General features: G+C 62.5%; 9 protein-coding genes. 1 reads left to right on the top strand and 8 read right to left on the bottom strand.

The genetic code is table 11. From position 1 onward, the window contains the following. Positions 1 to 12: 12 nt before the first annotated feature. The 8 genes from H3Z74_RS15635 to H3Z74_RS15600 all read right to left on the bottom strand — a co-directional run bounded on the left by H3Z74_RS15635 (position 13) and on the right by H3Z74_RS15600 (position 8,764). Positions 13 to 246: a hypothetical protein gene (locus H3Z74_RS15635; protein WP_187760520.1), complete on the bottom strand. Its 234-nt coding sequence runs from the start codon at positions 244 to 246 to the stop codon at positions 13 to 15. Between the two features lie 4 nt (positions 247 to 250). Continuing rightward, positions 251 to 1,003 (bottom strand): DUF899 domain-containing protein, encoded by a 753-nt coding sequence (locus tag H3Z74_RS15630; protein WP_187760519.1) that lies wholly within the window; start codon positions 1,001 to 1,003, stop codon positions 251 to 253. A 29-nt stretch (positions 1,004 to 1,032) separates the two neighbouring features. Beyond that, positions 1,033 to 1,782, bottom strand: a complete 750-nt coding sequence (locus H3Z74_RS15625; RefSeq protein ID WP_187760518.1) for a DUF899 domain-containing protein — start codon at positions 1,780 to 1,782, stop codon at positions 1,033 to 1,035. 1 nt (position 1,783) lies between these two features. Then, the gene (locus tag H3Z74_RS15620) at positions 1,784 to 2,218 is read right to left on the bottom strand and encodes an SRPBCC family protein (RefSeq protein ID WP_187760517.1); all 435 of its coding nucleotides are present in this window, start codon (positions 2,216 to 2,218) and stop codon (positions 1,784 to 1,786) included. Then, the gene (locus H3Z74_RS15615; RefSeq protein WP_187760516.1) at positions 2,215 to 2,556 is read right to left on the bottom strand and encodes an ArsR/SmtB family transcription factor; all 342 of its coding nucleotides are present in this window, start codon (positions 2,554 to 2,556) and stop codon (positions 2,215 to 2,217) included. The genes H3Z74_RS15620 and H3Z74_RS15615 overlap by 4 nt, the downstream gene beginning before the upstream one ends. Positions 2,557 to 2,624: 68 nt before the next feature. After that, positions 2,625 to 2,966 carry a hypothetical protein gene (locus H3Z74_RS15610; RefSeq protein WP_187760515.1) on the bottom strand — a complete coding sequence of 114 codons (342 nt, stop codon included), beginning with the start codon at positions 2,964 to 2,966 and terminating at the stop codon, positions 2,625 to 2,627. A gap of 48 nt (positions 2,967 to 3,014) precedes the next feature. Next, positions 3,015 to 3,830, bottom strand: coding sequence for a hypothetical protein (locus tag H3Z74_RS15605; RefSeq protein WP_187760514.1), 816 nt, complete (start codon positions 3,828 to 3,830; stop codon positions 3,015 to 3,017). A gap of 77 nt (positions 3,831 to 3,907) precedes the next feature. Next, a complete protein-coding gene (locus tag H3Z74_RS15600) occupies positions 3,908 to 8,764 on the bottom strand; it encodes a beta strand repeat-containing protein (protein WP_187760513.1) in 4,857 nt (1,618 codons plus the stop codon). A gap of 228 nt (positions 8,765 to 8,992) precedes the next feature. Between H3Z74_RS15600 and uvrA the strand changes: the two genes are divergently transcribed. Then, positions 8,993 to 12,070: an excinuclease ABC subunit UvrA gene (uvrA, locus tag H3Z74_RS15595; protein WP_187760512.1), complete on the top strand. Its 3,078-nt coding sequence runs from the start codon at positions 8,993 to 8,995 to the stop codon at positions 12,068 to 12,070. Positions 12,071 to 12,075 lie beyond the last annotated feature (5 nt).

Below are 12,075 nucleotides of genomic sequence, written 5' to 3'. Positions count from 1 at the left end.
CAAGCCAGCGCGCTATTTCGGCTCGCCGCCGAAATGCTCACCGCAGATCGACCGCAGCGACGCGGCAATGATGTCCGCGCGCGTCATCGCCTTGTCGCCCGATACGGTCATCGCCAGCGCACCGATCGGCACCAGCGCCAGCACCGCCGCGATCCCGATCATGACCGCACGGGGCAATGTGCGCAGCCGCCGCCACAGCCCGAGCACAGCGGCAGCCAGCAGTGCGAGGAGGCCGCAGCACAGCATCGACTCAGGCCGTCTCGGCCATCGCCGGCGCAGCCGAACCCGTGCGGCCGTCATCTTCATATCGGTCATGGCGCTTGAGCCAGTCGGTCATCTGCCCGTCGCGCACCTCGTTGCGGCCTTTCGGCACGATATCGAGATAGGCATAGACGGTCAGGAAGCTCTCGCCGCCGCGGCTGTACGACGAATAGCTGTGATAGATCGTGCCGTCCTCGGCCCGGTAGAACACGCTGATCCCGGGTAGCTCGTCGATTTCCGGGTCAGGCCGGGTCTCGAAATTATAGAAGACGCCGTCGCCGCGCTCGCCGTTGGGGAAGGAGACATGATAGTCGGCATTGAAGTCGCTGCCCGCCGACGAGACCCAGCGAAAGCTCCAGCCCATGCGTGCGCGGTACGCCAGTAATTTGTCGATCGGACCGCGCGACACCGTGACATAGCTCACGTCATTATGTTCGAAATGCTGCCGCGCACCGTCGACATGGTCGGCCATCAGCGAGCAGCCCGTGCATCCCTCGTCCCAGTCGGGACCGAACATGAAATGATAGACGATCAGCTGGCTGCGTCCGTCGAACAGCTCGGCCAATGTGACTGGCCCGTTGGCGTCCTGGAACACATAATCCTTGTCCACCTTTACCCAGGGTAGGGCGCGGCGCTGTTCGGTGACACGGTCGCGTTGCCGGGTCAGTGCCTTTTCCTCGATGACCAGTGCGCGCATCGCTTCGGTCCATCGCGCTTTGGATACGGTTTCATGCGGGGTCATGTTGCTCTCTCCATCGATGTGAAACGGGGTCAGGCGGCTGCGACCATCGCCGCGGAAATCGGCTGTGTCCGGCCGTCATCCTCGTACCGGTCGTGGCGCTTCAGCCAGTCGTGCATCATGCCGGTCTTGAGCTCGGCGCGGCCGCGTGGTGCCACGTCGAGAAAGGCGTACACGCCCATGAATTTCTCCAGCCCGCGCGCATAGCAGGAATAGGTGCGGTAGATCGCGCCGTCCGGCGCACGGTGGAAGACGCTGAGCCCGGGCAATTCCTCGATCCCAGGATCGGGCTGATGTTCGAAATTATAGAATATGCCGCCCGCCCGATCGCTTGGAAACGAGACATGGTGGTCGGCATTGAAATCGCTCCGCGCCGCCGACACCCAGCGGAATCGCCACCCCATGCGTCGGCGATAGGGTGCGATCTTGTCGATCGGCGCCCGCGACACGGCGGCGAAGCTTGCATCATTATGTTCGAAATGCTGCCGCGCGCCATCGATATGGTCGGCAAGCAGGGAGCAGCTCTGGCAGCCTTCCTGCCAGTCGGTGCCGAACATGAAATGCTGCACGATCAGCTGCGTGCGCCCGTCGAACAGGTCGGCGAGCAGCACTGGCCCGTCCTCGCCTTCGAACATGTACGGCTTGTCGATCCTGACCCAAGGCAGCGCACGGCGCTTCTCCGACAGGCGTTGCTGTGCCTGGGTGATCGCCTTCTCTTCGGCGGTCAGCGCACGCATCGCGTCGATCCATTGATCTTCCGGCACGATTGGGTGGGATGTCATGTCACTCTCCACCGGATTGCAGAAAATAGCGTTCGAGCTTGTCGAGCGATCCGTTCCAGCCGGCTTCATGGCTGATACGCGCCTCCTCGTCGGGCAGGCGGGCATGGGTGAAGGTCAGTTCGGTGCCCTCGGCGATCGCGCGCAACGTGATCTCGATCCGCATGTCGAGATCTGGCTCGTCGACCCATTGCCAGCTCATGATCAGCCCGTGCGGGGGGGTGACCTCAAGATAGGTGCCGAAGCTTTCATGTTCGGCGCCGTCGAGCATTCTGAAGCGGACGCGGAATGCACCACCGACCCGTACGTCGGTCTCGGCCAACAGCACCGGCCCGGCGTCGGGGCCCCACCAATGTCCGATCCCCTCGGGCGTGGTCATCGCCTCGAACACGGTTTCAGGCCGAGCCCGGATGCGGCGTACCAGGGTGACGCTGGTCATTTGCCGGCCTCCTTCGCTTCGGCATAGGCGACAAGCCGGTCGAGGCTCGCCGACCAGAAGCGTTCGTAACGGCGCAGCCAGTCCATTGCTTCCTCCATCGGTTCGGGCGCCAGCCGCACCGCGACCGTCCGCCCCGTCTTGACGCGCGTGATCAGCCCGGCATCGCCGAGCACATCGAGATGTTTCATCACCGCAGGCAATTTGATTGCGAACGGCCGCGCCAGCTCGCTTACAGACACTTCGGATTCTTGCTCGAGCCGGGCAAGGATGGCTCGGCGAGTCGGATCGACCAGCGCCGCGAAGGTTCGATCGAGTCGGGGAGTTTGATAGTTCACCATATAGTGAACTATTGGTGATCGGGACATGTTTGTCAACCGTGCCGGCAACGACACGGCGCCATGGTTGCCTAGCTGGCTTTTTTCTCGAACAGGCGCTGCATCACGGTGCCGATCGCATCGACCAGGTCGCGGGCGTCCTGCGCGCCGGCCTGCGCCGCCTTTGCCGACGCATCCGTCGCTTTCGCCGCGACCCTGCTGCCCGCGCGGCTGCGTGCCGCGGCCGTCACGACCGCGCTGATCCCGGCGGCGATCACCTCGCGCCCGACCGGGCTATTGGCCTTTTCGAGCAGCGCTCCGCCCGATTTGCGCAGCTCCTTGGGGACCTTGATTCCGGCGATGCGCTTGGGCAGCTTTGCGGCTTTGCCGGCCTTCGCGCTCTTGTCCTTCTTCGCCATCGCCAGATCCTTCATTGTGTATTGCAGATATAATACACGAAATGCCGCAACCCGTCCAATGGTTCAGGGCACGAGATAATCGTCACAGACGGGCAGGGGCGTATCGATCCGGAATGTGCCGCTCGCCGCGTCGGGCGAGATGGTCCGACGATAACTGCATTGCGCATCCGTCACCCATTTAACGTCCTTGCGGCGCAATGGTGCCGCCGCCAGCGAATCCGCACTGCGCGACACGGGGCCTGGGAAGCTCTTCGCACTGGTGGTGAAGATGAAGTGCGGCGCGCCGGTGCGCACTGCCGGATCGAGCGTCAACGTTCCATCGAACGCATATTCGTCATGACATGCGCTGGCGCGCTGCTGCATGTCGGCCTCGCTGAAGCAGGCCCGGATCATTGCTGATCCGCGCGACGGCACGGTCAGTACGGCTTTCATGGCCTCATTTCCCGTTTCGGCTGCGGCGAGCGTCAGCGTTGCGGCGCTCGCCCCGCCGCCCGAATAGGAGGTCGAACTGGTTGCCTCGACCCCGACCAGCACCCGGCCTGAGGCCTCGCGCACGATCCGCGGCCAGAGCGCCATGCGCGCATTCCCGTCTTCGTTCGGAACCGGGAAGGACGCGATCGGCGTTTTACCTGCGGCGCCGGGCAGCCGGTCGAACAGATAGAGCGTCCACACATTACCATCCACGTCGAGGCTCAGCTGCGCACAGCGTTGCCGGTCCGGGGTGCAATGAACCGCCGAGATTGAATCGGTCGAGTCTTTGCCGCCGGCAATCGGCGCGAACGTCTCGATCCGGTTGCCGGCGCCGTCGATCTGGGCCGGACGGGACGGGGTGGGAGCCGCCGTCACCAAGGCAAGAACGAGCATGGAGATCATCTGCACGTCTTCCGCTCCGCATTCACTGTGATGGCGCCAGGCAATTTACCCGGCGCCACGACAACAGTCACCTCGCTGCCGGATCACGGTACGACAAGGAAGTCGGCGCTGGTGATGGTGGCGGGATGATTGGCGAGGGTGGCGAAGATGATCGCCGCGCCCGCACCCGACCCATCGGCATCATAGGACAGGGTGCCGGTCGCCGCGTCGTACAGGATATGTTGATCCGCGTTGGTGGCAGGTCCGTTGCTGAACGCGCTGGCGCTGAGCGTGCCCAGCCCAAGCCCCGCAAAGACCGACTGGTCGAGTTCGATCCGGTCGGTGCCATGGACGAAGTCCGTGATCGTATCGACATTGCTCGCGCCCAATGCCGTGCCGAACACGAACGTATCAGCACCGCCCAGGCCGGTCAGCGTATCGCTACCCAGCCCGCCATCGAGGATGTTTGCGGCGGAATTGCCGGTCAGGAAATTGCCCGACGCATTGCCCGTCCCGTTGATCGCCGCGCTGCCGGTCAACGTCAGATTCTCCAGCTCGGCCAGGTTGCTGAATGAGAAGCTCACCGAACTTTCGACCAGGTCTGTACCTTCGTTGGCGAACTCAATGACACGGTCCATGCTGTTGTCGACGATATAGCGGTCATCGGAACCCCCGCCGTACAGCAGGTCGGCGCCGGCGCCGCCGTCGAGAGTGTCGTTGCCCTGGCCGCCGTCCAATATGTTTACTGCGGCGTTGCCAGTTATTCTGTTGTTCAAGACGTTTCCGGTGCCATTGATCGCGGCCGAGCCGATCAGCGTGAGGTCCTCGACCGCCCCGTCCGCAAGCAATAGCGAGTAGGTTATGGAACTGTAGACGCTGTCCAAGCCTTCGTTGACCTGTTCCAGAATATAGTCGTTAATGTCATCGATATAATATTGATCATTGCCCTGGCCGCCATGCATCCAATCGGCACCAGTGCCGCCGTCGAGTATATCGTTTCCGTCGCCGCCCTGAAGGAGGTTCGCGCCCGCGTTGCCCGTCAGGATATTGGCGAGTCCGTTGCCCTGCGCGCTAGTCGGGGCCGTGCCGGTCAGCGTGAGATTTTCCACCTCGGGCGCATTCCCGAGTGAAAAGCTGACCGAGCTTTCGATCGTGTCGGTGCCGCCGCCGCTCAGCTCGACGATCTGGTCCCCGATATTGTCGACGACATAAATGTCGTTGCCCAGGCCGCCGACCATCTGGTCCGCGCCCAGGCCGCCATCAAGGCGGTTGACGCCGGCATTGCCGCGCAGCGTGTTGGCGAATTCATTGCCGGTCAGGTTGATGAAGCCGGTCCCGGCATCATTGGCCGTCGCCAGCGTCTCGATCTCCTGCCCTGCCGCCAGCGCATAGCTTCGCGCGACGAGTACGGTGTCGTTGCCGCCGCCAACGCCCTCCAGGACGGCATCCCCGGCGACATCGACATAATAGGTGTCGTTGCCCAAGCCTCCCTGCATCGTGTCAATGCCGGCGCCGCCATCCAGGATGTTCGCCGCCGCATTGCCGATCAGCACATTGTTCAGCGCATTGCCCGTGCCGTTGATCGCCGCACTGCCGGTCAGCGTCAGATTCTCAAGCCCGGTCAGGCCACTGAACGAAAAGCTTACCGAGCTTTCGACGGTATCCGTGCCTTCGCCGTCGAGCTCGATCACCCGGTCCAGGCTGTTGTCGAGACTATAACGGTCGTCGCCTGCGCCACCGTACAGCCGATCGCCGCCCAGGCCGCCATCGAGCACATCATTGCCGTCACCGCCGTACAGCGTGTCGCTGCCGTCAAAGCCCTGCAGCCCGTCATTGCCGCCAAGGCCACTCAATATGTTGCTTGCGGCATTGCCCAGAATGGCTTGTCCGTAATCATTGCCGGTCAGGTTGATCGGCTGATCGGCACCGCCGGACACGGCAGTGATGCCGAAATATTCGATCTCCTGGCCGGCCGCCAACGCGTAGGATAGGGTCGTATAGACGTAATCCAGACCCTGGCCGGCGGTTTCGAAAACCATATCGCCGGCATTGTCGACATGGAAATGATCATCCCCACCGCCGCCGGACATCTCGTCGATGCCGGCACCGCCGGTCAGGATATCGTTGCCCCCGCCGCCCAGCAGCATGTCATTGCCCGCGTCACCATACAGCGTGTCGGCCCCCAGTCCGCCGTCGAGCTGGTTGTTGCCGGTATTGCCGCGCAGTGCATTGGCGAGATCGTTGCCGGTGCCGTTGATCGCTGCCGTGCCGGTCAGTGTGAGATTTTCCACCGCCGCGCCCGCCAGCGAAAACGTCACCGAACTCTCGACGATATCCGTACCGCCATCCTTGACCTCGAACACCTGGTCGCCGCTATCGTCGACGATGTAGCGGTCATTGCCGGCGCCGCCATAAAGACGGTCGGCACCAAGGCCACCATCGAGCAGATCCTCACCATCACCGCCGTACAGGGTGTCGTTCCCGACCAGGCCGAACAGATTGTTCGCCGCCGCATTGCCGGTCAGGATGTTGGCCAGATTATTTCCCTCGCCGTGGATCGCGGCAGCACCGGTCAGCGTGAGATTTTCCACCTCTATCGCATTCCTGAGGGAAAAAATGACTGAACTTTCAATCGTATCCGTACCGCCGCCGCTCAGCTCGATCACCCGGTCTTCGAGCGTGTCGACCACATAAATGTCGTTGCCCAGTCCACCGGACATCTGGTCCGCGCCCAGGCCGCCATCAAGCCGGTTGCCGCCGGCATTGCCGCGCAGGATATTGGCGAACTCGTTGCCCGTCAGGTTGATGAAGCCGGTCCCGGCATCGTTTGCCGTCGCTAGCGTCTCGATTTCCTGTCCGGCCGCCAGCGCATAGCTTCGCGCGACGAGCACGGTGTCGTTGCCGCCGCCAACGCCCTCCCGGACGGCATCCCCGGCGACATCGACATAATAGGTGTCGTTGCCCAAGCCGCCCTGCATCGTGTCCGCGCCGGCACCGCCGTCAAGGATGTTCGCGGCCGAATTGCCGATCAGGATATTGGCGAGCGCATTGCCGGTGCCGTTGATCGCCGCGCTCCCTGTCAGCGTCAGATTCTCCAGCGCGGTCAGGCCGCTGAATGAAAAGCTCACAGCGCTTTCGACCAGATCCGTGCCTTCGCCGTCGAGCTCGATCACGCGATCGAGGCTGTTGTCGAGGATATAGCGATCATCGCCCGCGCCGCCGTAAAGCCGGTCGCCACCAGCGCCGCCATCAAGCACGTCATTGCCGTCGCCGCCGTACAGCGTGTTTGCCGCGACGTTGCCCCGCATATTGTTGTTCAGCGCGTTGCCGGTACCGTTGATCGCCGCACCGCCGGTCAAAATAAGATTCTCGACTCCTTCAGTTTGAACAGGCGACAGCGAGAATGTGACTGAACTCTCGACGAGATCTATACCGTTGCCTTCCTGGCTATAATCGAACTCTTCGACCCGATCATCAATGTTATCGACGATATAACGATCATTGCCCGCGCCACCGACCATCACATCAATGCCGGCGCCGCCGTCCAATATATCATTGCCGTCTTGCCCCTGTATCAGATCGGCGCCGTCGCCACCGTAGAGACGATCTTCATCAAAGCCGCCAAACAGCCGATCGTTGCCCGTCTCGCCATTCAATATGTTGCTGCCGAAAAGATCAGTAAGCTCGTCATCTCCCGCACCGCCACTCACTATATCGTCGCCGTAACCACCATTAATCGCGTCATTGCCCGCCTCGCCGTTCACAATGTCGTTGCCCTCGCCGCCATCAAGTTGATCATCGCCGAGGCCGCCATCAAGGGTGTTCGCCGCCGAATTGCCGATCAGGATATTGCTCAGCGCATTGCCGGTGCCGTTGATCGCACCGATGCCGGTCAGCGTCAGATTCTCCACCGCGGTCAGGCTGCCGAGCGAGAAGCTCACCGAGCTTTCGACGCTATCCGTACCTTCGCCATCGAGTTCGATCACCCGGTCCAGGCTATTGTCGACGATATAGCGGTCATCGCCCAGACCGCCGGTCATCGTGTCGCCGCCGGTACCGCCGTCGAGTATGTCGTTGCCGTCGCCACCATTGAGTGTGTCGGTGCCATCGCCGCCATTCAGCGTATCCGTACCGGTATAGCCGGTTAGGACATCATCGCCGCCAAGCCCGTTCAATATAGTGACATTGCCAGACCCATATATCGTCTGGCCAAATTCGTTTCCGGAAATGTTGAGCGTTTCGTCTGGAGTCAGGGCATAGGCATATATGAATTCGACTTCCTGTCCCGCGGTCAAGACATAAGATGGAGTATAGATGAAGGCCAGATCAGTGCCTTCGCCCACGGCCTCGAAAATCATGTCGCCGGCATCATTGACTGTATAATAATCGTAACCGGCGCCACCATACATCCGGTCATTGCCTTCACCGCCGGCAATTTGATCCAATCCGTTGCCATCGCCGCCATAGATCGTGTCGTCACCGTCGCCGCCGGTGAGAAAATCATTGCCCGCGCTGCCGTAGATCAGGTCGTTGCCGCCTTCTCCGTTCAGGCTGACGCCTGTCGGGTTGCCGTCCAGAACCCCGGTCAGCACATTGTTCAGCTCATTTCCGATGCCTTCATTATAGGTCAGGCCGGGAGCCGCACTCACGGTCAGGTTCTCGATTGCGCGGTTTTGAATCGAGAAGGATATCGAACTCACGATGGTGTCATTGCCCCCGCCGGACGCTTCGATCACCTCATCGCCGATGTCATCGACGAAATAGACGTCATCGCCCGCACCGCCCTCCATGCGGTCGATGCCAAGCCCGCCGTCGAGCCGGTCGTTGCCGTTCTCGCCGTACAGCTGATCGTTGGCGCCGTTGCCGGACAGCGTGTCGTTACCGCCATTGCCATGCGCAGTATCGATATCTCCGGTACCGACAAACACGTCGTTACCAGCGCCGCCAACATAATCCACCATGTCGATAATCCCCCGTGCCGAATGAACATTGTTGGCCGTTTGCGGTTGAGTCTGCAACAATTAGCGAGGTTTCATGTCACAATGGCGTCGGGGCATCGCGCCGCTACGGCACAGGCGCCATCCTTGCGGGACGGCGACCAAATTCCCAGATTAGGATTCCAGACCGGGCCCCGGTTCAGGCCAGACCGGGTCTTGCCCAATCCGAACAAATATGGAACATATCGCCGCATGCTGACTCACATATCCGTCCGCGGCGCGCGCGAGCACAACCTCAAGAACGTGTCGGTCGACATCCCGCGCGACACGCTCACGGTGATCACCGGCCTGTCCGGATCGGGCAAGTCGAGCCTCGCCTTCGACACCATCTATGCCGAGGGTCAGCGCCGCTACGTCGAATCGCTCAGCGCCTATGCCCGCCAGTTCCTCGAACTGATGCAGAAGCCCGACGTCGACCATATCGAGGGCTTGTCGCCGGCAATCTCGATCGAGCAGAAGACCACCAGCCGCAACCCGCGCTCGACCGTCGCGACGGTGACCGAGATCTACGACTATATGCGCCTGCTCTGGGCGCGTGTCGGTATTCCATACTCGCCCGCCACCGGCCTGCCGATCGCCGCGCAGACCGTCAGCCAGATGGTCGACCGCGTGATGACCCTGCCGGAGGGCACGCGGCTCTACCTGCTCGCGCCCGTCGTGCGCGGCCGCAAGGGTGAGTATCGCAAGGAACTAGCCGAGTGGCAGAAGGCCGGCTTCACCCGCGTGCGCATCGACGGCGAGATTTACGAGATCGACGAAGCCCCCGCGCTCGACAAGAAATACAAGCATGACATCGAAGTGGTGGTCGACCGCCTGGTGATCGGTTCGGGTATCGCGACGCGGCTGGCGGAGAGTTTCGAATCCGCGCTGAAGCTGGCCGAGGGGCTGGCTTATGTCGATTTGGTCGATACGACCGTTGCCGAGCTCTCATCCAACCGGGTGAAGGAAGCACCGCAGAAATTCATTGCCGAGACATCCGTTCGCCCTGAGCTTGTCGAAGGGCAGGGTGCCACATCTGCAACGTCGAAGAAGAAGAACGGTGCTTCGACAAGCTCAGCACGAACGGGGGAGGGGGCGGTAGCTGCCGCCCTCGACGGCGGCGCGATGAAGGGCGCCGGCGTCCCCGCCAACCGCATCGTGTTCAGCGAGAAATTCGCCTGCCCGGTGAGCGGCTTCACCATCGCCGAGATCGAACCGCGGCTCTTCTCCTTCAACGCGCCGCAGGGTGCGTGCCCGGCGTGCGACGGCCTGGGTGAGAAGATGCTGTTCGACGAGGATCTCGTCGTCCCCAATCACGCGCTCAGCATCAAGAAGGGCGCGGTCGTGCCCTGGGCCAAGTCCAACCCGCCATCGCCCTATTACATGCAGGTGCTGGGCAGCCTGGCGCGCGAATTCGGCTTCAGCCTCGATACGCCATGGGAAGAATTGCCCGGCGAAGTGAAGCTGATCATCCTCCACGGCACCGGCGGCAAGCCGGTCACTTTGACCTTTGTCGACGGCCGCAAGTCGTACGATGTGAAGAAGCCGTTCGAGGGCGTGATCGGCAACCTCAACCGACGCCTGCTCCAGACCGAAAGCGCATGGATGCGCGAGGAACTGTCCAAATACCAAAGCAGCGCCGCATGCGAAGTCTGCCACGGCGCGCGGCTCAAGCCAGAGGCGCTGGCGGTCAAGATCGGCATGCGCGACATCTCCAGCGTCACCCGCCTGTCGGTGGTCGACGCGCTCACCTGGTTCGAGAATGTCCCCGCCGACCTGACCGATCAGCAGCGCGCGATCGCCGAGCGCATCCTGAAGGAGATCCTCGAACGGCTCGGCTTCCTCAACAATGTCGGGCTCGACTATCTCAACCTCAACCGCACCAGCGGCACCTTGTCGGGCGGTGAGAGCCAGCGCATCCGCCTCGCGTCGCAGATCGGCTCCGGCTTGTCCGGCGTGCTCTATGTGCTCGACGAACCCAGCATCGGCCTGCACCAGCGCGACAATGACATGCTGCTCAAGACGCTGCGCCGCTTGCGCGATCTCGGCAACACTGTGCTGGTGGTCGAACATGACGAGGACGCGATCCGCACCGCCGATTATGTCATCGACATGGGCCCCGGCGCCGGCGTGCATGGCGGCGAAGTGGTCGCACAGGGCTCGCTCGCCGAGGTGCTCGCGACCAAGGGCAGCATCACCGCCGACTATCTCAACGGCACGCGTGAAGTGCCGGTGCCGGACAAGCGCCGCAAGGGCAATGGCAAGAAGCTGACCGTGCACAACGCCACCGCCAACAATCTGCGCGGCGTCACCGCGAGCATCCCGCTCGGCACCTTCACCTGCATCACCGGCGTGTCGGGATCGGGCAAGTCGAGCTTCACCATCGACACGCTCTACGCCTCGGCCGCGCGCACGCTCAACGGCGCGCGCCTGCTCGCCGGCAAGCATGACAAGGTCACCGGCCTGCAATATCTCGACAAGGTGATCGACATCGATCAGTCGCCGATCGGCCGCACCCCGCGCTCCAACCCGGCAACCTATACCGGCGCCTTCACGCAAATCCGCGACTGGTTCGCCGGCCTGCCCGAAAGTTCCGCGCGTGGGTACAAGCCCGGCCGCTTCAGCTTCAACGTCAAGGGCGGCCGCTGCGAGGCGTGCCAGGGCGACGGCCTGCTCAAGATCGAGATGCACTTCCTGCCCGACGTCTATGTCACGTGCGACGTGTGCCACGGCGCGCGCTACAATCGCGAAACGCTGGAGGTGAAGTTCAAGGGCAAGAGCATCGCCGATGTGCTCGACATGACGGTCGAGGACGCAGTCGAATTCTTCAAGGCGGTCCCGCCGATCCGCGACAAGATGGCGATGCTGGCGGAGGTCGGCCTGGGCTACGTCAAGGTCGGCCAGCAGGCGACCACCCTGTCCGGCGGCGAGGCGCAGCGCGTCAAGCTCGCCAAGGAGCTGTCACGCCGCGCCACCGGCCAGACGCTCTACATCCTGGACGAACCGACGACCGGCCTGCATTTCGAGGATGTGCGCAAACTGCTCGAAGTGCTGCACCAGCTGGTCGAGCAGGGGAATACGGTCGTGGTGATCGAGCATAACCTCGACGTGATCAAGACCGCCGACTGGGTGCTCGACCTTGGGCCTGAGGGCGGGGTCAAGGGCGGCGAGATCGTTGCCGAAGGGACGCCGGAGCAGGTGGCCAAGGCGAAGGGGTCGTTTACCGGGCATTATCTCGCGCCGTTGTTGGCGAAGGGCAGGGGGCGTGTGGAGACAGTGGCGGCGGAGTGAACCTA

The organism is Sphingomonas alpina (genome assembly GCF_014490665.1).
Classification (GTDB): domain Bacteria; phylum Pseudomonadota; class Alphaproteobacteria; order Sphingomonadales; family Sphingomonadaceae; genus Sphingomonas; species Sphingomonas alpina.
This window is presented reverse-complemented; position numbering and strand designations above follow the sequence as displayed.

Excerpts from the sequence above, each read along its gene's own strand:
- H3Z74_RS15635 (WP_187760520.1), bottom strand. The coding sequence starts at position 246 with ATGCTGTGCTGCGGCCTCCTCGCACTGCTGGCTGCCGCTGTGCTCGGG.
- H3Z74_RS15630 (WP_187760519.1), bottom strand. The coding sequence starts at position 1,003 with ATGACCCCGCATGAAACCGTATCCAAAGCGCGATGGACCGAAGCGATG.
- H3Z74_RS15625 (WP_187760518.1), bottom strand. The coding sequence starts at position 1,782 with ATGACATCCCACCCAATCGTGCCGGAAGATCAATGGATCGACGCGATG.
- H3Z74_RS15620 (WP_187760517.1), bottom strand. The coding sequence starts at position 2,218 with ATGACCAGCGTCACCCTGGTACGCCGCATCCGGGCTCGGCCTGAAACC.
- H3Z74_RS15615 (WP_187760516.1), bottom strand. The coding sequence starts at position 2,556 with ATGGTGAACTATCAAACTCCCCGACTCGATCGAACCTTCGCGGCGCTG.
- H3Z74_RS15610 (WP_187760515.1), bottom strand. The coding sequence starts at position 2,966 with ATGAAGGATCTGGCGATGGCGAAGAAGGACAAGAGCGCGAAGGCCGGC.
- H3Z74_RS15600 (WP_187760513.1), bottom strand. The coding sequence starts at position 8,764 with ATGGTGGATTATGTTGGCGGCGCTGGTAACGACGTGTTTGTCGGTACC.
- uvrA (WP_187760512.1), top strand. The coding sequence starts at position 8,993 with ATGCTGACTCACATATCCGTCCGCGGCGCGCGCGAGCACAACCTCAAG.